Below are 19,828 nucleotides of genomic sequence, written 5' to 3' on the forward strand. Positions count from 1 at the left end.
ATGTCCCATCAGATAGCCACACCCGAACAGCACGAGCATGAACTGGCCGCATTGCGCCTGATCGAGCATCCCATCGTCCGCGAGGCCTACGACCGCGTCTTCCAGCATTGGCTCACCGAGATGGATCCATCTCCGGCGATGCGCGCGTGCTATGATTGGGCGTTTCGCGAGGTCATGTTCTCGGCCGCGATCTGGTCCTCGAACCAGGATCCCTTGCGCCCGAAGGTGATCGCCATCACCCGCCTCGAGCATCCCGTGGGCGATCAGACGGTCCCCGGTTCCAGATGGGGGATTGATAACCCGGATTCGATCTACCGGGTCATTCCGATCTCGGGTGGCGAGAAATACAAGATCCATGGTCGCGTTGCAGAGCGCCGCTTGACCGAGAATTATTTCACGCTCTGGGATCCGAACATGAATACTGTGGGGCTTCTTTCCGGCCACGATCTGGTGCTCAACGAGGATCGCACCTTTACCATTACCGTCGACAGCGATCCGGCAGATGGACGAACCAATCACATTCAATCCTGTCCGGAAGCCCATGAATTCTATATCCGGGACGTGATTCTGGACTGGGCGTTGGATGAGCCCAATGAACTCCGCATCGAGCGTCTCGGCGCCGAACCGGCGACCTCGCCGATGAGCGAGGACGAGCAGGCCGAACTCACGGCTTCCTTCATGTTGCGTTACGCAGACTTCACGCGCGGTCTCAGCAGCGGGATGTTGCGCGGCAAGCCGAATCGCTTCGCGCTGGCTTATTCTGCCGACAAGGGCGGAGCGCTGCGTAATCAGTTCTATGTCGGCGGACATTTCAATCTGGCCGAGGACGAGGTGTATGTCGTGCGCGTGCAGGACGGCGGTGCCGCTTATTTTGTGGTTCCGCTGGCCAACGTCTGGGGCACGACCATGGATATCGTGGATCGCACCAGCAGCCTCAACAAGGCACAATCCATACCGGATGGCGACGGCGCTTATACCTATGTCTTGTCTCCCGAGGACCCCGGCGTTCACAATTGGCTGGACACCTGTGGTTTGCACGAAGGCATGCTGACCTTGCGCATGGCTGAATTTCCCGACGGCAAGCCGCGCGATGATCTCGAAGCCCGCGGCGAGGTGGTCAAGAAGGCCGACTTGAAGACGTATCTTTCCGACACGACTACCTGGGTCGATGCGGCTGCACGCAAGCGGCAGCAGGAAGAGCGCGCTCACGCCTATCTCCGCCGTCTGCCCGAGGCGTCCCGATGAAGCTGCCAGCAGACGCCGTCTGGTTGATCACCGGATGTTCCACCGGAATCGGCCGCGAGGTCGCCACGCTTGCCCTCGACCAGGGCTACCGGGTGGTGGTCACGGCCCGGAAGCCCGAAGCGGTCGTCGACCTGGTTGTGCCGCATGGCGATCGCGCCGTGGGGGTGGCGCTGGACGTGACCGACCGGGCCCAGATCGCGGCGGCGGTCGCGGCCGCCGAAGACGCCTTCGGCGGTATCGATGTTTTGGTGAATAACGCGGGTTACGGGTACATGGCCGCGCTGGAGGAGGGCGAGGACGAGGAGGTCCGGCGGCTCTTCGACACCAATTATTTCGGTGTGGTTGACACGATCAAGGCCGTCTTGCCCGGGATGCGGTCGCGTGGTCGCGGGCATATCATCAATATGTCGTCCATGACCGGGCTGGTCGCGAACCCACCAAATGTCTACTACAGCTCAACCAAATTTGCGCTCGAGGCAGTCACCGAAGCTCTGGCGCAGGAGGTCGCGTCTTTCGGCTTGCATGTGACGGCGATCGAACCGGGTGCCTTTCGCACCGATTGGGGCACGCGCTCGATGAAGGAATCCGCAGCGCCGATCGAGGCCTACGCCGAGACGGTCGGGGCTCGCAAGGAATTGATCAAGGCGTTTGCGGACAAATTGCCCGGCGATCCGCGCCGAGTGGCGGATGCGGTCCTGCAGATCGCGCGTGATCAGGACCCGCCGCTGCATTTGCTGCTCGGGCAGGACGTGCTGGGTGCCTTTCGTAAAAAACTCAAAACGCTCGGCGAATCGATCGAGAAATGGGCGCCGGTTTCCAAGGACGTCAATTTTCCTCCTGATGCGGAGTCCTGATTCGGACACCCCGCGGGTTGGCATCATGGCCGCCGATCGGGTTAGATCTCACCCATGAGCACCTCGGAAGCAGCCGTGGATTCGCCGGCACCTCGCCACGTCGTTTGTACGATCTGTGACATCGGCTGTCAGATGCGCGCGGAGTCTGAAGACGGGCACCTGACCCGGATTCGCCCTCACGAAAACCCGATGTTGGCAAAAAACATTTGCTACAAGGGAACTGCCGCGCCGCATATTCACAATCACAAGGATCGCCTGCGCCAGCCTCTGAAGCGCGTCGGGGAACGCGGCGCGGACCAATGGGAGGAGATCTCCTACGCCCAGGCGATGGATGAGATCGCCGAGCGCCTCGGCAAGGTGGTGGCACAATATGGCCCCGAGGCTTTTGCCGTTTCCACCTCGGGCTGGAACACCCAAACCACTCATAGTCTTGACCGCAGATTCATGAATCTGCTTGGCAGCCCCAACTGGACCAGCGGCGTTTCGCTCTGTGCGGGGAATACCGCAGCCGTCAATCGGATGACTTACGGTTGGTTCCCGATGCCGGACTTCGGCAGCACGAATTGCATCGTCCTCTTCGGCCACAACCCGCGCAAGCATTCCTGGACACCGATCTACAATGCGATCAATAGCGCGCGTGCACGCGGTGCCAAGGTCATCGTGCTCGATCCGCGGATCTCGGATCAGGCAGAAGTCGCCGATTTGCACCTCCGCCTTCGCACCGGAACCGATGCGGCGATGTGCCTCGGTTGGCTCAAGGTGATCATCGACGAGAAGCTCTACGACGAAGATTTCGTCCGCGATTGGTGTGTCGGATTTGAAGAATTGCGCCAGCGAGTCGACGAGTACCCGCTCGAGCGCGTCGAGGAGATCACCGGTGTGGATCGCGAACTGATTGCGGAAGCAGCGCGGGTCTATGCGACCGCCGACGGTGCCGTGATCCCCTGGACGCCGATCACCGATCAGCAGATCTCGTCGACCTCGGCGATTCGATTACATTCCATCCTGCGTGCGCTCACAGGCAATCTCGATATCGTCGGCGGCGAGACGCTCGGTGGTTTCAATCCCGATTATATTCCCGAGTCCGAAATCGGCATGCACGATGCCATCGCACCCGAGCAGCGCGCCAAGCAACTCGGCTACCAGGATCATCCAGCCTATACCTACCGCGTGGCCGAGATGTTGCGCGAGCCCACCGAGAAAGTCTGGGGCTATCCGTGGGCGGATATTGTCATGGGCTGTCAGATGGCGAACCCCTCGGATCTTTTCCGTGCCATGGATACCGGGGACCCCTATCCGGTGAAGGCATTTTTCGCTCTCGGCAATAATGCGCTTCTGAGCTATCCGAACCAGCATCAGATCCACCGTGGCATGCTGAATCAGGATCTGATTGTGGCCCACGAGATCTTCATGACGCCGACCGCGATGTTGGCCGATTATGTTTTGCCGGGGGACGTCTTTACCGAGCGGAATCACGTGGCGGATAGTTGGAGTTGGACCACGCGACTGACCTTGTCACAAAAGGTTGTCGACCCGCCCGCCGAGGCCAGCAGCACCTTCGAGTTCTGGACAGACCTCGCGCACCGGATGGGCTTCGGAGAGCATTTTCCCTGGAAGACGCTCGAAGACATTCTGGATTATCGTCTGTCGCGCTCGGGGCGAACGTTCCGCGACTTCGAGGCGCAGACCTTTATGGAAGCGCGACCGCCGGAGTTCCGGAAGTACCGCAAGAAGGGGTTTGCAACACCGTCGGGGAAAGTCGAGCTCTCCTCCAGTGTTCTGGACGACCTTGGCTTCGACCCCTTGCCCTATCATCGCGAAGGTCCGACGCCGACCGCGGAATTCCCTTACCGGGTTTTCACCGGGGTCCGGGAGGACGCCTTTTTTCAGACCGGCCAACGCGGCGTGGAGGTCTTGCGCCGCAAATCTCCGCTTCCCAAACTCTTCCTGCACCCCACCGACGCGCAAGCCGAGGGGCTGTCGGATGGGGACTGGGTGCGGCTGGAAACGGAAAACGGACACGTCACTGCCTTGCTCTCGGTGCAGCCCTCGATGAAGGAGGGACACATCCGTGTGCCGCATGGGTGGTGGTATCCCGAGCTGCGCGGCCACGAGCCGCTGGCCGGCGCTTTTCTCTCCTCCGATGCGGTCCTCTGCTCGGATACCAACGACTTGCTCGATCACGAACAGGGGATCCCTCACTTCAAGGGCTTCCCGGGCCGAATTATGGCCAGTGAAGCGCCCGAGCATCTGCCGCGCATGCTGAATCGAGAGTAGCGGTGGCCACTCGCAGTGCTTTCACGCAATGGCGCGCCGAGAAGCGCTCCTGGCTTATGACCAACATCGCGAATCGCCTGTTTCGCAAGGGCGAGGGGGGCGTGGATGGTTTGTTGCGTCGCCGGATGGCACCCTCGCGGACCGATGCACCTCTGGATCCGGACCTCGAGCATCCGGACCTCGAGCATCCGGACGAATAGCATCCGGACAAAACGAATTCGCAGTGCACCTCCCCGGATTCGAGTGTTCCGAATCCCTGGCGTGGATGCCTGTTGGAGCCGGGTCGCTTATTCGAAGAGTTTGGTGGGGTCGCTCAGGTCGAGTTCCGTATCGCGAGGACTATCGTGGGTGTTGGCCGAGCCACCGAATTTGTTCAAGCCAAGTTCGTCACGGAATTCACCGGTAGCCGCACGAATCCGATCGTCGAGAGGAATGCCGGTGGCGTCGGCGATCCGCACGAGGCCATTGAAAATTCCAACGGTCGCGGCGGCCTCCACGAAGGCTTCGGGGCCGACGGCCTCGATCAGTGCCTGACGGGTAGCAGCGAGCTCGGTGCTGCCACGAGTTGCAGCCTCGGCGAACTCACGGAGCTCATTTCCGTGGGGGACCCCGCCGTCACCTTCACCGATGGTGCCGTTCAGATCCGCTTGCTCCCCGATGGCTTCGCTGCTCGCACGGAGCAGCATCACATGAGAGGTCGTTCAATAGAAGCATTCGTTGATCGACGAAACGCGGGCGGCCACCAACTCCACTTGTGGTCGACTGAGGGGTCGATCCCATACCAGAGTGTTGAAGTCCTTGGCGCCATACATCGCCCCGACCACAAAGAAAAAAGCCATCTGATCACCGGGCGCCAGACTGAGGGCCCGGGCTACGTTGGGGCCCGTGAACGGGTCGGTCATCACGACATGGGCACCGATATCGGCCAGACCATCGGGTCGGCTTCCATCGGGTTCCCCGTCACGCGGCGTCGGCATGGGTTCGTGGTCGATGCCCATCGCCTCGGCAAAGGCATCGGCAGCCGTCGTGAACGCCAGGATGCCGACGATTTCGATATACGCCACATCCCCCAGAACATCGATCATCCGGTGCGCCCAGGCGCGATCGATCTTGTGGGCGTCGGCGGCGATGGTGGTCGCCAACTCGCAGGCCTCCGATGTGATCTCGACCTCGGTTTCGGGCAGCTCTCGCATCCATGGTGGCTGGTCGCGTTGTGCGCGGGCGGCACGACCCAAGCTGGCCAGCGCGACTCGTTGGGCACCGGTGAAGCGGGCGCCCGGGCCTGCCAGTCGCTCCCATGCCATGGCGCGTGCCTGCAGGATATCCTCCCGGATCGGGATCTTCGTCATATCGGTTCCGGGCACACGGCGACTCTAAGCCGAGGGGAGGGGGCAAGTCCAGACCGCAAGTCGCGTTGTGGAGATGTGCCTCCCCGAAAAGTGCTACGAATCAGAAGTTCTCGACAAGCTCAGGGCTGCGCGGCGGCAGCTTTCGCTTGCTTCTGGACTTCCATCCCGCGCCAGGCCTGACGGATGACGTAGTCGCGAATCGCCGCACTTTCGTCCGGGGTGATGACGGATGCCGCAGACGGCATGCCTTTGCTTGCACGGATCCCTTCGAGGACGACGGTATCCCAGCTTTCCTGATCGTGCAGGTAAGGCGAGCCACGCAGGTCGGGCACCAGCAGGCCCGAGACCGCATTCAACCCATGACAACCCATGCAGGTATCCTGATAGAGGCGGTGGCCCGCAGCGATCGTCCGCGGGTCGGCGGTCTCTTCCGGCGGGCTGAATTCGACCCTTGGTTTCCACGCAACGGGCGGCAGCTTTCCTTTGGCCCCCAGCTTGAACGTCAGGACCCGACTGACGTTGGGTACGCTTTCGGCTTGTACGAATTCGCCAAAGACCAGGGCGAACGCACCGCCCCAGCCGACGTTGACCGACACGTATTGTTGCCCGTCGAGTTCATAGGTCATCGGTGCCGCGACAATCCCGGTTTGTGTGGGGAAATCCCAGAGCTCTTTTCCGTTGTCGGCCCGGTAGGCGACGAACTTCGCGTCCGCGGTTCCCTGAAAGACGAGATCGCCTGCGGTGGTCAGCGTGCCGCCGTTCCAGGGCCCCTGATGCTCGACGCGCCAGGCCTCCGATTGCGTTTTGGGATCCCAGGCAAGCAGGCGACCGCGGATCAGTGGGCGCATCGCGTTTCGCTCGGCTTGTGCATCGGGCAGACCACCGATGATGCCGTCGGTACCCAGATTGGCGCCGTCGGGGCGGTATTTGAACTCGGGCGCAGAAGCATAGGCGGCGGGGAAGTCGAGGACGGGGATATAGACCAACCCCGTCTCGGGATTGTAGGACATCGGGTGCCAGTTATGGCCGCCCAGGTAGGATGGGAAGACCATGGCAACAGTGCCATCCTTGTATCGGGCACCGGGGACTTCGACAGGGCGTCCGGTTTCCATGTCGACGTGGGTGGCCCAGGTGATCGGAATATAGTTGTTCGCCGACAACAGGGTGCCGTCGGTTCGATCAATCACATAGAAGAAACCATTTTTCGGGGCCTGCATCAGGACCTTGCGGGTTTCTCCCTCAAGTTCCATATCGGCGAGAATGATGTGCTGGGTCGCGGTATAATCCCAAGTTTCGCCCGGAGTCGTCTGGTAATGCCAGACATATTCGCCCGTGTCGGGGCGCAGCGCCACGATGGACGAGAGAAAGAGGTTGTCGCCGCCGCCGGGTGAACGGATCTGCTGGTTCCAGGGAGTTCCGTTGCCCACGCCGATATAGAGCAGATCCAGTTCGGGATCGTAGGCCATCGAGTCCCAGACCGTGCCGCCGCCTCCGCCGAGCTTCCACCATTCGCCGTTCCAGGTCTTGGCGGCCATCTCCATGGCCTTGTTCTCGAAGGGCAGCGAGGGGTCGCCGGGAACCGTGTGGAACCGCCACAGCATCTTGCCGGTGTCCGCATCGTAGGCGCTGATAAACCCGCGTACGCCGAATTCCGCGCCGCCATTGCCGATCATGACCTTGCCGCCTATGACGCGCGGGGCGCCGGTGATCGTGTAGGGCAGCTTCGGGTCGACGGTGGCCGTCTCCCACAGGACGTTGCCGGTTGCCGCATCAAGCGCGATCAGGCGTCCGTCGAGCGCGCCGACATAGACCTTGCCCTCCCAGACAGCCACGCCCCGATTGACCACGTCGCAACAGGTGTGCAGCGATTTTTGCTTGTCGACTTTCGGATCAAAACGCCATAGTTCACGTCCGGTGCGCGCATCCAATGCGACGACAATGCTCCAGGATGATGTTGCATAAAGAATTCCGTCAACCATGATCGAGGTGGCTTCCACGCCACGGTCGGTGCCGAGATCGTAGGACCAAGCGAGACCCAAGTCGGCAACATTCTCCGTGTCGATCTGGGCCAGCGGGCTGTAGCGCTGCTCGTCATAGGTACGGCCATGGGACATCCAGTTACCGGGCTCGCTGTCGGCCTTGATGATTCTGCTCGTATCGACCTGCGCAATCTCGGTCCGCGCGGCCTGCTTGCTCCGCCCGGCTCCAGGCGCGCTCGGGGATGCTTTGTAGCAGCCTGCTCCGAGCAGCAATGCGACAACGAAAATAATGGAAGTCTTTTTCCCCGGTTTCATATGCGGTGCTCCATGCGCTCGGCGAAGTCGGCAACAGGCCGCTCCCTTCCCGTGTTGATAGGTCAATCCGATAGGACTGTTCAAGCGAATACGGGATCTCGCGAGAAGAGTTCGGCCTGTCTCGCCCTTGCTTGTCGCGCGCCTCCGGTCAGCTCAGGAATGCCGCTACCTGGGCGGAGTCAAGGTATTCATCGATGCGGGTAATCTTGCCGTCTGCGTCGAAGTGCAAAAGGATGCAGATGTCGAGAACGATCTCTCGCCCATCTTCTCGGGTCATCCGCACGTCATGCTGCTCAACGACAGCATGCTCGCCAAGGATACGGCGAGGGTTTTCGTAGCCGAAGGACTTCAGCGATTCGACAAGGGCGCGCATCGAGGTCAGCAAGGTCCGCGCATCGACTTCCTCGCCGGAAATGTTCTGCCTCGCTCGACCATCGGGATGCACGCGCTCCAGCGCATCGGCCCAGTCGCGCCGGGTGATCGCGGCGAAGAAATCTTGCGTCAATTTTTCCAATGCATCGGGTGTCATCTGTTGTTGCCTCTGTTGTTGCCGGTAGTTTCGGTCTTGCGTTCTTGTTCAATCCAGATGGCCAAGGCGTCGAAGACGTTCGGCGAGTTCCGGTGCGATTGCTGCGTCAGCATTTCCGCGAGGGTCGAATCGTATCGATCGAGATCATCAGGGTATTGGGAGGCTCACCCGCGGTATTGCGCATCCAACCTTCGTCAATGGTGGCTACCTCCATCCCGGGTGAGGTTGGACACGCGGTCAGGAGCAGGGCGCAGAACAGGCTGGGCCAGTGCCTCATTGCGCAGTAGCCTTCCGAATCAAACCCTCCTGCACGACCGAAACGGCGAGGGCGCCGTCTTTCGTGAAGATCGAACCACGGGCCAGTCCCCGGCCTTGCGAAGCTGTCGGCGTGTCCTGGTCGTAGAGCAGCCACTCGTCTGCGCGGAAAGGTCTGTGAAACCACATGGCGTGGTCGAGACTGGCCATCTGCACCTCGGGATTCTGGAAGGTGCTGGCATGAGGCAAAAGGGTCGTATCGAGGAGCGTCATGTCGGAGAGGTAGGTCAGGATACAGGCGTGCAGGACCGGCTCTTCCGGTAAAACCCCATTGGCGCGCACCCATACCCGGTGGCGCGGGGGCAGGGGGCGGGCGCGGTCGCCAGGCTTCCAGTCCAGGTATCGCGTGTCGATGGCGCGCGGTCGGTCGTACCAGGCGCCCATTTTTTCGCGGTAGGGCGCCCAGCGGGTCCGGAAGTCGTCCAGCGATTCGGGTTCGGGGATTCCCTCGGGCATCTCGAATTGATGATCGTAGCCGGACTCGGGAATATGAAACGAGGCGGAGAGGTTGAATATTGGTCGTCCGTGTTGGATCGCGACGACACGCCGGGTGGTGAAGGAGCGGCCGTCACGCTGGCGATCGACCTCGTAGACAATGGGCGTGGTCGGGTCGCCGGGGCGCAGGAAGTAGGCGTGGAGGGAGTGAATCTGTCGCTCGGCCTCGACGGTTCGCGAGGCTGCGACAAGGGCTTGGCCGGCAACCTGCCCGCCGAATACTCGTTGCAGGTCGATATCGGGACTCAGGCCGCGAAAGATATTCAATTCGATATTTTCGAGGTCGAGCAGGCCAACCAATTCGTCTACGGCATCTTGCTCCATCGACGAAGTGTCGCATGCGAGGCGCGCCCGGGAAAGAAGGGGCGCATTGGTTCTGATTGTCAGGCCGGAACACTCGTGTTTCCGGCCATCCTCGCAGGCCTCTGCCGAGAATCTCGATCACGGAGATATTCTTCTCCGTTGGACCTTTTGTCAGTGGCCCGCGCTCAAGCTAGGATTCTCCTCGAGGCGACGATGAAGGCGACAGTTATGGATGGATGCGGGGTCGAGATCACGGATGTCGATTTGCGCAAAATGAGCGATGCCGTTGCCGATGATGTGCGGGGTCTTTTCGCAAGTCATGGGCTGGCGTTTTTTCGCGACCAATCGTTGAGCGAGAGCGACCATATAGCGCTGGCCGAGAGATTCGGCCCGATCAATATCAATCGATTCTTCCCGGCTCACCCGCAGTTCCCCGAAATCGCCATGGTGGCCAAGGAGCCCGAGCAGGAGGGCAATATTGGCGGGGGGTGGCATACCGATCACTCCTACGATTTTGAGCCGGCGCTCGGTTCGATTCTGGTCGCTCGAGAACTGCCGGCTTCTGGTGGCGACACTTGGTTTTCGAGCATGTACAAAGCTCATGATGCCTTGTCGGAAGGGCTGCGTGAGACTCTTTCAGGTTTGCGCGCCGTGCATTCGGCAAGACATATTTTCGGCACCCAAAGCCCGGATAGCGATGTGAAAGGCGATACGGGCATCAGCAATGCCGAGGCGGCAGATGCTTTGAAGGACCCTCGTCATCCGATCCTGATCGAGCACCCGCTCAGCGGTCGGAAAGCACTCTACGTGAACCCGGGCTTTACCATCGGGATCGATGGTTGGACGAGGCAGGAGTCCAAGCCTCTCCTGAAGTACCTCTACAGCGTGGCCATGAACGAGGACTTTGTAACGAAGTTTCGTTGGCACCCCGGCTCGGTCGCATTTTGGGATAATCGTGCAACGTGGCATTGGGCGCAGAACGATTATCACGGAATGCGACGAATCATGCACCGGATTACAGTTGAAGGCTGTGCCCTGCAGTAGCCGCCGGCGAGTTTACAATTGTGATTCGCAGGCATAGGGTTTGAGCAATGAAGAGACCTGCCGTTCTGATTTTGCTCGTCTTGCTTTCGGGCGCTGGCTGCTCCACCGACAGCGATCCTGCAGTCGAGCCGCCCTGCACGGGGAACCTGGTCAACCGTGATAGCGATGTCTGGCATATCCACGACCCGGCGATCGCAAAGGAAAACGGATCTTATTATATTTATTCCTCCAGCCCTCTGGGTTCGTTTTACCGCTCTGATGATATGCGGACATGGACGGAGTCCGGTCGGCTTTTCGATGCCTTGCCTGAATGGGCTTACGAGGAGTTGGTGACGCCCGATCATATCGGTGCGCCGGATATTGCCTGGTATGACGGGCAGTGGGTGCTCTACTACCAGAGTCATATCGGTGGCACTTGCAACGCAGGGACGGGGGTGGCGACCAACAAGACCCTGGATCCCGAGGACCCGAACTACGAGTGGGTCGACCACGGTTTACTCCTTCGATCGACCCCTCTTTTTGAGGGGATCGACATCATCTGTGGTCAGGATGAAGCCTACTACAACGCCATTGACGCCCATCTGTTCATCGATGTGGACGGCAAGCCGTGGATGGTCTTCGGGTCCACCATTGGCGGTTTGCTCCTTGCCGAGATCGATCCAAAGACCTTTGCTCCGACGCAGCATCCTCGAGATTTTGTGACCTTGGCCGCCCGCGATCTTTTGCAACCCGATCCGATTATCGAGGGGCCCTACATCATCCATCGCAATGGATGGTACTATCTCTTTCTATCGCACAATCGCTGCTGTCAGGGTGAGAATACGAAGTACAAGATCCTGGTTGGCCGCTCACGCGATTTGAAGGGACCTTATGTTGATCGAGATGGCGTCTCCCTGATGGAGGATGGCGGTACCGTTCTGATCGAGAGAGAAGGGACGATGATCGGGACGGGTCATGCGGACGTCTATTCCGAGGGCGGTTACGATTACCTCGTCCATCACGCCTATGATCGCGAGCGAGACTATGAGTCGATTTTGAATATCCGGCGCATGGACTGGGATGAGGAAGGTTGGCCGTCGGCCTGCAAGGCCGACGAATCCTAGGTGAAGCCCGAGCATGCAGGACTCGGGCAGGAGCGATTTCAGCCCTTCGGCTTGGGCGCCGCTTCCGATGTGACCCGGGCGATGCTGGGGTGTTCGGCCAGTCGCTCGAGGAGTTTCTGGATCTCGGGATCCTTTGCCAGTAAATCGATGCCGACCACAGCCTTGGCAAGCCCGCTCGCAATGCCCAAGCAGTAGAAGATGTAAAAATCGGCGAGGCTTATCTCGCTACCCGCTGCGTAAGGGGCACCCTGAAAGAGGCTTCGGATGGCAGACATTCCCTTGGGAAGGTCGGCACGAACCTGATCCTTGGTCTCGTCGCTGACCGGTTTGCCGAACAGTAATTCGGGCAGGCAGCGTCGCGCGACCAACTCCACGTCGAGCTTGCAGTGGCAGCAAAGTTCGAGAACCTTACCTGCGGCGAAAGGGTCGGCGGGAAGCAGGGCGGGTGTCGGGTAGGCACGCTCCAGAAAACTCGTGATGGCGAGCGACTCGGACATATATTGGCCGTCCACTTCGATATAGGGCATTTTCCCCATCGGAGATTTCGTCAGATAGTCAGACTTTTGCGAAGGTGGTTGTTTCACCTCCTCGAAGTCGATGCCTTTTTCAATCAATACGGCCTTGGTGAGGCTGTAGTAATTGCTCATTCTCAATCCTGAAATCTTGATCATTTTGCTCTCCTTCAAGCCCGCAGTCTAGAACCGGCAAGCACTCTAGCTTGGGGTACGGATTGCGCGCAAATCGCGAGCGTTCCAGTCGCGATTTATAGATTCGATCTTGCGAGTGAGCAATTTCGTTTGTCTCCTGCGGAGGCTGGACTTGGAGTGCGAAACCAGTCATTTGCTTTCTCATGAATCTGAAATTCCATGGCGAGAACTCCTGATGGCGTTGCATCCGATCGAGGCGTCTCCGCTGCACGCCCGCCGCGAACGAGTGTTCCTCGTCCTCGCCGGGATCTTTTTGGGTACGCTGGCGATGTTGAACATCTTGGGCATCCTGCGGTTTATAAAATTGGGCGAGATGGAAACAATGGCCTTCGGAACGCTGACCTTCGCTGTGGCCGTCGGTGTCCTGCCCTATCCAGTCACTTTCCTTTGCACGGACCTGATCTGCGAGCTTTATGGTCAGGCACGGGCGAATGCGGTCGTATGGACTGGCGTCCTGTTGAACGCCTGGGTGGTTTTCATCCTGTGGCTGGGAGGAATCCTGCCCGGTTTCGAGACCATCGATCCCGCCAATAGTCTTCCGGTAGCGGATGCAGCTGGCCGAGTGCCCGTGTTCTTTGAAGTCCGGAAGTTTGCGTTCGGAGCCGTAGCCGCATCGATGATTGCCTATCTCACAGCGCAATTCACCGATGTCTATATGTTTCATTTTTGGAAGAGGGTGACCAAGGGCAAGCATCTCTGGTTGCGCAACAATGGATCCACGATGGTCAGCCAATTGGTCGATAGCTCGGCTGTGATTTTGATCACATGGTCGCTCGGTGGCCTCGACGCCATTCTGACAGACAAGGCCCCGCTCGCGGTGCAGCTCGGGACCCTGATCTTCACGGGATATATGTTTAAATTCAGCTTTGCGCTGATCGATACGCTGCCTTTCTACTGGCTGACGGCCCGATTGAGTCGCTACCTCGAAATCGACCCGCGAGCAGATCACGCCGACTAGATCCGGGCTCCGAAGATAGGAGCGCCTTTCCGAGATGAACAGCTGGCCCTGCGCTCCATGGCCGATTCGGAGTCATCTGCCTCGCGGTTATTGGTTGTGGTCGCGCCGGAAATACCAGCTCGTTCCGGGGGCGGGGCATCCGGAACGAAACCTCTTTCGGGGCACCGGGGTTTTGTGTTGCAATCAGAGGAGTTGTTGTGCTCTAAATACAGCCAGTGTCTCCATTTTTCACATGGAAACCCGGTAGCGCAGGCCTCAGGGTTCGAGTTTTCTCACGCCCCGAGACGCCGTTGCCACGACTGAGCTGCTTGTCCATCCTGACAATCTTGGTCTTCGTGCACATCATGACTGTCGGGGCCGCCGCTGCCGAAAATCATTGTCTCTCTGCACTTCGCAAGGGCTACGCGAAGGTTGTCTCGATGGAGGGAAAGGAAAGCGGGCGATGCCTCGCGTTGGCCGCGAACGGGAGGCTTGGATTTCCGCCGACTCTCGCCGCCTGCAGCGCAAATGACCCCCGCGGCAAGATCGCCCGGGTTGCGGCGAAGGCTTTGGGAAGCGAGATTGCCGCTTGCCGCAGCGAGAGTCTGCCGGCATTTGCCGTGCCCGACCTCGATGGTGAGCCCTGGTCGCCCGGCAGCGGGGCGAGCTTCAGTGGCGCGATGAGCGCCGCGGCCGGGGCGCTGGATACGCAGTTATTTTCGGTCCTGCTCGGGGCAGATTTCGACAGCGCGGTGGTCTTGCGCCGATCGATAAATTTCCAGACGCCCGGGGCGCGTATCAACCCGCTCGCCGCAAAGTGCCAGGGTAAGGTGGTAACCACGGCACAGAAGTGCGTTGCGGCGAAGTTGGCGGCGTTTGACCAGTGCGCGGCGACGAGCCTGCGGGCCGTGGGCGACGGGTCCGCCCTGATCACTGATTGTATGGCCAGCGCGGCCGGTGGTCAGCCCGATGCGAACGGGAGTCTTCAGCGGCGCTGCGAAAGCAAGGTTGAAAAAATCGTCGATCGACTCTGCGTGCGTCGCAACGTCGATCTTGGGGCCACTTTTCCGGGCGTGAGCGGGTGTCCGGGAGGCGCGGGTGATTGGGCGAGCTGTCTGGACCAACGCATCGATTGTGCAGTCTGCGAATCGCTGGAAGTGGCAACATCGCTTGGAATCCCCTGCGATCTTTTCGACGACGGAGTCTTGAACCAAAGCTGCGGGCCGACCCCGACCGCGACGCCGACCGCGACGCCGACGCCGACGCCGACCCCGACACCGACGCCGACCGCGACCGCGACGCCGACCCCGACCGCGACGCCGACGCCGACCCCGACCGCGACGCCTACCGCGACGCCGACGCCGACCGCGACCGCGACGCCGACGCCGACCCCGACCGCGACGCCTACCCCGACCGCGACCGCGACTGTGACCCCCGCACCCACGCCAATTCTCGAGCTTGATCTCGAGGGGTTCCTCCCTCGGTCGGGTGGTCCCGGTTCGGAACCCTTCCAACGCCTTGCGGTTTCCGAAGAAGATGAGGTCAATCAGGGCATCGGAATCCGATATAACGGAGACGATGATGACGATGATGGCGTCAACGACTACGGCGACAATAGCGTCGCCAACGAGAACGATCTGATCGAGGTGGCTCTCACGCTCGCCGGACTCCCGGAGGGCGCCACCCTGCAGCTCGCACGGAGCGCCGCTTCATTACGGCTTTGGTCGAGCGCCACGAAGGGCAACGGTGTGCTTGTCGACGAGGCCTCGACCACGCTATCTCTCGCGGCTGGCACGACGACATTCTTTGCCGAACTCGTTGCCCTGGACGCAGCGGACCTGACAGTTTCGGTTATTGATACGATCAGTGGGAACGTGGTTGCGAGCGATGTCCTGCGCTTCCGCCCCTTCGCGAGCCTGGTGATCGGGCTCGACGGTGAGTTCCTCACGCCAAGCGATCCGCCAAGCGGTCTCAATTCGGGGATTGCCGAGATGAGCGTCGCCCTTCGGGCGCTCGGGTACGATTCTCATATGTATGCCGAGAGTGTGGTCGACCCGACAGGTTCCGGCGAACTCTACGACGAGATCGTCTCCGCGGTTCAGGATCGGGGAGTCACTGAAATTGCCTGCATTGGTTTCAGCCATGGCGGGGGGTCCTGCCATGATGTTCTCGCCAAGCTGAGCGCGGATGGTGTCGGGGGCTTCACGGTACCGTTTACCGCCTATATTGATGGAATTTCCAATGCGAGCGACCTCACGACTCTGGCGGAGGACCAGTTACCAATCGGCAGCGCGTATCATGTCAATTTCTATCAGACGAATATTTTCACGCCGCTGTGGATCTGGGGTACGTCGATCCCCGGCTCGGTGGTGGACGTCAATGTGAACAATACAACTTGGGGTGCAGGCGTACTGCACATTACAATTACGGAAGCCGAGGAAGTGCAGCTCGGGATCCTCGTGCCGCTGATCAACGAAGTCGCACGGTAATGACCGGCGTGTCCGGGGAATTCGCAATTCCCCGTCTGGATAGCCATGCTGAACACGATGAAAATTGAGAATCGTGTCACCGAGATGACGGGTACGGACTATCCGATTATTCAAGCGCCCATGGGATGGATTGCTCGTGCGCAACTTGCATCTGCGGTCAGCAATGCGGGGGGGATGGGGATTATCGAGACCTCCTCGGGCGAGTTCGACAAGATTCAGGTCGAGGTTGCGAAGATGCGCGACCTGACCGACAAGCCTTTTGGAATGAACGTCGCCCTTTCCTACGTGAAAGGTCATAATTTCATAGATTTCGTGATCGAGCAGGGGATCAAATTTGTCACGACCTCCTCTGGTAGCCCCAATGTTTGCACGGCTGTCTTTCAGGAGGCCGGGATCAAGGTTTTTCACGTTGTTCCTACCTTGGCGATGGCCCAAAAGGCGATCGATGTGGGCGTCGATGGTCTGATTGTGGAAGGTGGCGAAGGCGGCGGCTTCAAGAACCCGAGTCCTGTTTCGACGATGGTTCTGCTGCCGCTGATCCGATCGAAATTCGACGGTCCGATCATCGCGGCTGGCGGGATCTCCGACGGCATTTCCATGGCAGGCGCTTTCGCCATGGGAGCCGAGGGCGTCCAGATGGGAACGCGAATGCTTTCGTGTTCGGATTCGCCCGTTCACGAGAACTGGAAGCAGGCCGTGTTGGGCGCGAAAGAGACGGATACGGTTTTTCTCAATCAGGAATCACGCCCGGCCCTGCGCGCGTTGCGCACCGAGAGGACTGCGGCCTTGGCCCCGATGGGCTCCATTAACGTCATGGAGCATATGGCCTCGCTGCAGGACCTCTATTTCGGCGGCGATATGGAGGCGGCTATTCCGCTATCCGGTCAGGTCTGCGGTCGCATCGATGCCATTCTTTCGGCCGAGGAAGTCGTTCAGGGGACGATGGAAGAATTTCATCGCACGATGAAAAACTTGGCCCGGGCCTACGCCTGATGGGGTGACCGTCTGGAGAGGAAAGTGCGGGCCTCGAGCTAGAGTTCCGGCAGTCGATTCCGTTCGCGGACTACTTTATAAACGTCGCCAATATTCTCAAAGTCGACGGTAATAAAGTTGGGTAGTGCGCCCGATGTGTTCTGGCAGGTCAGGACGCGGTCCCTGAACAGGGGATTGAAGTTGACGCTGGTGGCGAGCGCGGTCGATGGCAGCGGGGCGGTCAGGAAGTGGTTCAGGATATGTAGTGGGTTGTCGGTCGACCCGCGATTGGGATCACACGAAAGACTTTCCGGTGTCGTAAAAGAATAATGAGTCTCCCATGCGTGTTGCCAAACGTAATGATGCCAGTCGAGGCTGGCATTCGAGTCGTCGGTAAAGACGACTAATCGCGTGTCCGCAGTGATCAGTTCCCGAAGTGTGGGCCAGGGGTCGCCGCTATTATGTGCGTATACATGGGCAATCAAGCCACTGCTGGTGAAGTCCGCGAGCATATCGGCCTCGCTGATATAGCTCTCGAAAATAATCGAGAGGACTTCGTGCGGGTGATTGTCCAGGTAGGTCGTTAGTTCGCTCAGGCCGGTATCGAGGGGCTTCTGCCCGGTGATATCGCAACCAAGCCCCGGTACGATTTCGCCGCCGTGGCAGAGGACCGCATCGCCGCCCCAGTACCATGCGTCCAGCATGAGAGAGCGAATCCCTGACCCCAATTGAGTAACGGTGGTCGTCTCGTTGTTCGGAGCCAACCATCCTTCGGTGTTATTGGACATCGCGTTGTGCGAGGTCGGGAACACCACTTCATCAAATCTGCGGTCGCATAGAGAAGCTGCGCCATTGCACTCGATGCAGCTCTGATTTGCGGCTCCGTCGTCGAAGAGATCACAATCGCGCATCGACAGATCATGTGCGTCTGTCAGCTGAAGACAGGCGCGGCATGCTGTTCTTTGGCCGAGGCATGCCGCTTGATCGCCAGCATCGGCACAGACGCCGGGGAGGGGATCAGCCATGCCGGGTAGATCGCATTTTCGTGCGAGGATTTTGCCGAGGCCGCTGATGGATTTCGCGATCTTGCCCTGCGGATCGCCAGCGACTTCGTCGAGACAGCCATTGACTGCGGCTGCATCGTTGACCGTGTTGGATTTCAAGCCGTCCTTGAAGCAATTGCTGAACTCTTGCAATTGTTTTGCGAATATTTTGTTCGTGCCTTTGGCGGCTGCAATCTGACACCCGGCAAGTTTGGAGTCATTCGCTTTGGGAACGACCGCGCTGCCGACGTTGTTGCCGAATAGATCTTGCGCGAGCCCGAGTGATTGCTCGGCGGCCGCTCGTCCGATGTTGTCCGCGGTCGAGAAACCAAACGACGGATTCGGTGAGCACTTCGTGGCGGCGATGCTCGAGACTCGGCTGCGAGCTTTCGGCACACGCGAGGAGGGCCCTCCGAGCAGGCAGTCATCTGCTTCCTGTGCGGTCAGGCCATCCCCTTCGGCGGGATCATATTTCGTTCGATCGAGAAGGCAACGAATGCTTTGCGCGTTTTGAACTCTGGCGACCTTGACTCCGGCAAGACTGGTCTTGAGGAGGCAGGATGCTTCTTGTGAAAGAGGCCCCGCGGTTACCGGTGAGGCTGCCAGCAGGATCGCTAGGGTGCCAACAGAGAAGAGAAACGTGCGAAAATGATTTTTCATGTGGACCTCAAGGTTAGCCGCCACGCTATCGCCAGCGTGGCATATCGCGCAAGAGTTCTATTGCGTGATGCAGTCAAGAGTTTTTTCGATGAATGCCCTGCGAGCCTCCGCCGAAGGCGGGGCGTCGCTCTGCAGTTTCTGAGCGAATTCAAAGAACTTCATGAAGGCTGAGGTTCCGTCGCATTTTTTTCGTATCTGGAGCTCCGAATTCTTGTCGAAGCGCTCTGTCCAGCTGGTGCGTACATCCTGCCAAAAAGGAGCTGTCGCTTGCCAGTATTCGTCGGCGGCACGGAAGTCGAATTCGGCGAGAGGCTGGTAGCGGTTCACACCGACCTCGCGTGCGCGCGTGATTTCCTTATCCCCGGAGCCGGCTGTTTTCAGATTGTCCTCCTCGTGCACCCAGCCGAGGGGCAGGATTGTGTGGCGATTGATTGCCCTCAGGTTGTCGTAGTCGGAGCGAACACTCCTTTCGCGGCGAGGAAGCGGTCGCAGGGTCGGTCCACTCGTCCACGAGGAGAAGGAGGGGGTATGCTGCCACTGCCCGACGGCGGCATAACGCGGACTATCATCGACCTGGAAAACAGACTGGCTCCAACGCCCCTCGCGTTCTTCCGCAGAAAGGTCTGCGCGGGCCCACAACTCGCCGCCGCGGTATTCGTAAATATTTGCGGGTTGATAGGCCCAGTCTTGTCGCCAATGCTTTTGCACAAAGGGTCCCTGACGCTTGCCGTCGGCATCGACGACGTACATCTCGAGGATATGCTGAAGGGATATGAAGTCCTTGCGATCCTCGATGATGTAGACCTTTTCGGTGGCCCATGATCGATAGGGTTTTGCGGGTTCAAAAGGCGGCTCGAAAACAACGGTCTCCAAAAAGTCGAACGACACCCGGTATTCACCAGCCATTGCCAGAATAGCCGCTCGGTCACGCTCGAGTGGCGTGGCGTCGGTTCGCTGGATGGCCTTCCAGGACGTGGTGGCTGCCGTCTGAAGGGCAACCTTTTCTCCCCGGGTCGTTCCGCCGCGGGGACTCATGTCGCTGGTTTCGATAAAGGGCCAGGCGAAGATATACGGAGCGTCTGCTGTTGCTGGCACGCGTGCGTTCTGAGCGGCGCACGCAAAGCTGAACGTGCAGCTCAGGAGAATCGGCACAATGGATCGTGGGAAGTTCATGCTCCAACCTGAAGCAAATGGGAACTTCGTTTGCTCGTA

The 19,828-nt window shown here is 59.6% G+C and carries 18 protein-coding genes; 9 read left to right on the forward strand and 9 right to left on the reverse strand.

Annotated features, from left to right (window positions below):
- Genes P8K07_16175 through P8K07_16190 form a run of 4 tightly spaced genes read left to right on the forward strand, consistent with a single transcriptional unit; the run spans position 1 to position 4,576 of the window.
- Positions 1-1,245: a hypothetical protein gene (locus P8K07_16175; protein MDG1960062.1), complete on the forward strand. Its 1,245-nt coding sequence runs from the start codon at positions 1-3 to the stop codon at positions 1,243-1,245.
- A complete protein-coding gene (locus tag P8K07_16180; GenBank protein ID MDG1960063.1) occupies positions 1,242-2,099 on the forward strand; it encodes an oxidoreductase in 858 nt (285 codons plus the stop codon). The genes P8K07_16175 and P8K07_16180 overlap by 4 nt, the downstream gene beginning before the upstream one ends.
- Before the next feature lie 54 nt (positions 2,100-2,153).
- Positions 2,154-4,376, forward strand: a complete 2,223-nt coding sequence (locus tag P8K07_16185; GenBank protein MDG1960064.1) for a molybdopterin-dependent oxidoreductase — start codon at positions 2,154-2,156, stop codon at positions 4,374-4,376.
- Between the two features lie 2 nt (positions 4,377-4,378).
- A complete protein-coding gene (locus P8K07_16190) occupies positions 4,379-4,576 on the forward strand; it encodes a hypothetical protein (protein MDG1960065.1) in 198 nt (65 codons plus the stop codon).
- 87 nt (positions 4,577-4,663) lie between these two features.
- Here the strand turns inward: P8K07_16190 and P8K07_16195 are convergent, their stop codons facing one another.
- The 6 genes from P8K07_16195 to P8K07_16220 form a co-directional block, all read right to left on the reverse strand.
- The gene (locus tag P8K07_16195; protein MDG1960066.1) at positions 4,664-5,065 is read right to left on the reverse strand and encodes a hypothetical protein; all 402 of its coding nucleotides are present in this window, start codon (positions 5,063-5,065) and stop codon (positions 4,664-4,666) included.
- Positions 5,066-5,077: 12 nt separating this feature from the next.
- Positions 5,078-5,725 carry a hypothetical protein gene (locus P8K07_16200; protein ID MDG1960067.1) on the reverse strand — a complete coding sequence of 216 codons (648 nt, stop codon included), beginning with the start codon at positions 5,723-5,725 and terminating at the stop codon, positions 5,078-5,080.
- A gap of 119 nt (positions 5,726-5,844) precedes the next feature.
- The gene (locus P8K07_16205; protein ID MDG1960068.1) at positions 5,845-8,019 is read right to left on the reverse strand and encodes a PQQ-dependent dehydrogenase, methanol/ethanol family; all 2,175 of its coding nucleotides are present in this window, start codon (positions 8,017-8,019) and stop codon (positions 5,845-5,847) included.
- 148 nt (positions 8,020-8,167) lie between these two features.
- Positions 8,168-8,548, reverse strand: coding sequence for a nuclear transport factor 2 family protein (locus tag P8K07_16210; GenBank protein ID MDG1960069.1), 381 nt, complete (start codon positions 8,546-8,548; stop codon positions 8,168-8,170).
- 106 nt (positions 8,549-8,654) lie between these two features.
- Positions 8,655-8,825 (reverse strand): hypothetical protein, encoded by a 171-nt coding sequence (locus P8K07_16215; protein ID MDG1960070.1) that lies wholly within the window; start codon positions 8,823-8,825, stop codon positions 8,655-8,657.
- Positions 8,822-9,682, reverse strand: a complete 861-nt coding sequence (locus P8K07_16220) for an acyl-CoA thioesterase II (protein ID MDG1960071.1) — start codon at positions 9,680-9,682, stop codon at positions 8,822-8,824. Before P8K07_16220 ends, P8K07_16215 begins: the two co-directional genes overlap by 4 nt.
- Before the next feature lie 192 nt (positions 9,683-9,874).
- On the opposite strand from P8K07_16220, the gene P8K07_16225 reads away from it, so the two are divergent.
- Entirely contained in the window at positions 9,875-10,705 is an 831-nt protein-coding gene (locus P8K07_16225) for a TauD/TfdA family dioxygenase (GenBank protein ID MDG1960072.1), read from the forward strand.
- A gap of 47 nt (positions 10,706-10,752) precedes the next feature.
- Positions 10,753-11,808 carry an arabinan endo-1,5-alpha-L-arabinosidase gene (locus P8K07_16230; GenBank protein ID MDG1960073.1) on the forward strand — a complete coding sequence of 352 codons (1,056 nt, stop codon included), beginning with the start codon at positions 10,753-10,755 and terminating at the stop codon, positions 11,806-11,808.
- 38 nt (positions 11,809-11,846) lie between these two features.
- Here P8K07_16230 and P8K07_16235 read toward each other — a convergent pair whose 3' ends face one another.
- On the reverse strand, positions 11,847-12,479 hold the full coding sequence (locus tag P8K07_16235; GenBank protein MDG1960074.1) for a glutathione S-transferase family protein: 633 nt from the start codon (positions 12,477-12,479) through the stop codon (positions 11,847-11,849).
- Between the two features lie 211 nt (positions 12,480-12,690).
- Between P8K07_16235 and P8K07_16240 the strand changes: the two genes are divergently transcribed.
- The 3 genes from P8K07_16240 (at position 12,691) to P8K07_16250 (ending at position 16,934) form a co-directional block, all read left to right on the forward strand.
- Positions 12,691-13,473 carry a queuosine precursor transporter gene (locus P8K07_16240; GenBank protein ID MDG1960075.1) on the forward strand — a complete coding sequence of 261 codons (783 nt, stop codon included), beginning with the start codon at positions 12,691-12,693 and terminating at the stop codon, positions 13,471-13,473.
- A 215-nt stretch (positions 13,474-13,688) separates the two neighbouring features.
- Positions 13,689-15,941, forward strand: coding sequence for a hypothetical protein (locus P8K07_16245; GenBank protein ID MDG1960076.1), 2,253 nt, complete (start codon positions 13,689-13,691; stop codon positions 15,939-15,941).
- Between the two features lie 57 nt (positions 15,942-15,998).
- On the forward strand, positions 15,999-16,934 hold the full coding sequence (locus tag P8K07_16250) for a nitronate monooxygenase (GenBank protein ID MDG1960077.1): 936 nt from the start codon (positions 15,999-16,001) through the stop codon (positions 16,932-16,934).
- 38 nt (positions 16,935-16,972) lie between these two features.
- Here the strand turns inward: P8K07_16250 and P8K07_16255 are convergent, their stop codons facing one another.
- Together P8K07_16255 and P8K07_16260 are read right to left on the reverse strand one after the other, a co-directional pair.
- Entirely contained in the window at positions 16,973-18,616 is a 1,644-nt protein-coding gene (locus tag P8K07_16255; protein MDG1960078.1) for a hypothetical protein, read from the reverse strand.
- Between the two features lie 57 nt (positions 18,617-18,673).
- Positions 18,674-19,789 carry a hypothetical protein gene (locus tag P8K07_16260; GenBank protein ID MDG1960079.1) on the reverse strand — a complete coding sequence of 372 codons (1,116 nt, stop codon included), beginning with the start codon at positions 19,787-19,789 and terminating at the stop codon, positions 18,674-18,676.
- Positions 19,790-19,828 lie beyond the last annotated feature (39 nt).

It is taken from the genome of Candidatus Binatia bacterium, from assembly GCA_029248525.1.
Lineage (GTDB): Bacteria > Desulfobacterota > Binatia > UBA12015 > UBA12015 > UBA12015.

Coding starts and splice junctions, on each gene's coding strand:
- P8K07_16175 (MDG1960062.1), top strand. CDS start 1: ATGTCCCATCAGATAGCCACACCCGAACAGCACGAGCATGAACTGGCC.
- P8K07_16180 (MDG1960063.1), top strand. CDS start 1,242: ATGAAGCTGCCAGCAGACGCCGTCTGGTTGATCACCGGATGTTCCACC.
- P8K07_16185 (MDG1960064.1), top strand. CDS start 2,154: ATGAGCACCTCGGAAGCAGCCGTGGATTCGCCGGCACCTCGCCACGTC.
- P8K07_16200 (MDG1960067.1), bottom strand. CDS start 5,725: ATGACGAAGATCCCGATCCGGGAGGATATCCTGCAGGCACGCGCCATG.
- P8K07_16205 (MDG1960068.1), bottom strand. CDS start 8,019: ATGAAACCGGGGAAAAAGACTTCCATTATTTTCGTTGTCGCATTGCTG.
- P8K07_16210 (MDG1960069.1), bottom strand. CDS start 8,548: ATGACACCCGATGCATTGGAAAAATTGACGCAAGATTTCTTCGCCGCG.
- P8K07_16215 (MDG1960070.1), bottom strand. CDS start 8,825: ATGAGGCACTGGCCCAGCCTGTTCTGCGCCCTGCTCCTGACCGCGTGT.
- P8K07_16220 (MDG1960071.1), bottom strand. CDS start 9,682: ATGGAGCAAGATGCCGTAGACGAATTGGTTGGCCTGCTCGACCTCGAA.
- P8K07_16225 (MDG1960072.1), top strand. CDS start 9,875: ATGAAGGCGACAGTTATGGATGGATGCGGGGTCGAGATCACGGATGTC.
- P8K07_16230 (MDG1960073.1), top strand. CDS start 10,753: ATGAAGAGACCTGCCGTTCTGATTTTGCTCGTCTTGCTTTCGGGCGCT.
- P8K07_16235 (MDG1960074.1), bottom strand. CDS start 12,479: ATGATCAAGATTTCAGGATTGAGAATGAGCAATTACTACAGCCTCACC.
- P8K07_16240 (MDG1960075.1), top strand. CDS start 12,691: ATGGCGTTGCATCCGATCGAGGCGTCTCCGCTGCACGCCCGCCGCGAA.
- P8K07_16250 (MDG1960077.1), top strand. CDS start 15,999: ATGAAAATTGAGAATCGTGTCACCGAGATGACGGGTACGGACTATCCG.
- P8K07_16255 (MDG1960078.1), bottom strand. CDS start 18,616: ATGAAAAATCATTTTCGCACGTTTCTCTTCTCTGTTGGCACCCTAGCG.
- P8K07_16260 (MDG1960079.1), bottom strand. CDS start 19,789: ATGAACTTCCCACGATCCATTGTGCCGATTCTCCTGAGCTGCACGTTC.